The following is a 1,200-nucleotide window of genomic DNA, read 5'->3' as shown; positions in this document are numbered from 1 at the left end:
CCTCGCCGTCCGTGCGCAAGTTCGCCCGCGAACTCGGCGTGGACCTGTCGCGCGTGCCGGCCACCGGCCCCAAGGGTCGCATCCTCCAGCTGGACGTGCAGAACTTCGTCAAGGGCGTCATGGCCGGTTCCACCGCGGTCGCCGCCGCCCCTGCCACCAATGGCAGCGGTACCGGCATGAACCTGCTGCCGTGGCCGTCGCTGGATTTCAGCAAGTTCGGCGAGACCGAACTGCTGGCCCTGTCGCGCATCAAGAAGATCAGCGGCCCCAACCTGCATCGCAACTGGGTGATGATCCCGCACGTGACGCAATTCGACGAAGCCGACGTCACCGAGCTGGAAGAATTCCGCAAGACCTCCAACGATGCCTTCGCCAAGTCCAAGTCGCCGGTCAAGCTGACCATGCTGGCCTTCGTGATCAAGGCCAGCGTCTCGGCGCTGAAGAAATTCCCGGCCTTCAATTCCTCGCTGGATGCCAAGGGCGAGAACCTGATCCTCAAGAAGTTCTACAACATCGGTTTCGCCGCCGATACCCCGAACGGCCTGGTGGTTCCGGTCATCAAGAATGCCGACCAGAAGAGCATCGGCCAGATCGCCATCGAAATGGGCGAACTGTCCGCGCAAGCCCGTGACGGCAAGTTGAAGCCGGCCGACATGCAAGGCGCGACCTTCACCATCTCCTCGCTGGGTGGCATTGGGGGCACCGCCTTCACGCCCATCATCAATGCGCCGGAAGTGGCGATCCTGGGCCTGTCCAAGTCCATCATCAAGCCGGTATGGGACGGCAAGCAGTTCGCCCCGCGCCTGATGCTGCCGACCTCGCTGTCCTATGACCACCGCGTCATCGACGGTGCCATGGGCGCGCGCTTCTCGGCCTACCTGGCCGAGGTGCTGGGTGACCTGCGCAAGTCGCTGCTGTAAGCCGCCACTAGCGAACCACAGAACATTACGGAGCCAGGACAATGAGTCTCTCTGAAGTCAAGGTCCCCGATATCGGGGATTTCAAGGAAGTCGAAGTCATCGAGGTGATGGTCAAGGTCGGCGATACCATCAAGGTCGATCAGTCCCTGATCACCGTCGAATCCGACAAGGCCAGCATGGAAATCCCGTCTTCCTCGGCCGGCGTGGTCAAGGAAGTCAAGGTCAAGGTCGGTGACAAGGTCGCCGAAGGCTCGCTGCTGCTGCTGGTGGAAGCCAGCGG

Annotated in this window: 2 protein-coding genes; both read left to right on the top strand. The window is 62.1% G+C overall.

From position 1 onward, the window contains the following. The coding region (locus tag HFRIS_RS24415) for a 2-oxo acid dehydrogenase subunit E2 (RefSeq protein WP_006465705.1) at positions 1-920 on the top strand (920 nt) is incomplete at its 5' end. A 41-nt stretch (positions 921-961) separates the two neighbouring features. Continuing rightward, positions 962-1,200: biotin/lipoyl-containing protein (locus HFRIS_RS24410; protein ID WP_006465704.1), on the top strand; the 239-nt coding region annotated here is incomplete at its 3' end.

The organism is Herbaspirillum frisingense GSF30 (assembly GCF_000300975.2).
Taxonomy (GTDB): domain Bacteria; phylum Pseudomonadota; class Gammaproteobacteria; order Burkholderiales; family Burkholderiaceae_D; genus Herbaspirillum; species Herbaspirillum frisingense.
This window is presented reverse-complemented; position numbering and strand designations above follow the sequence as displayed.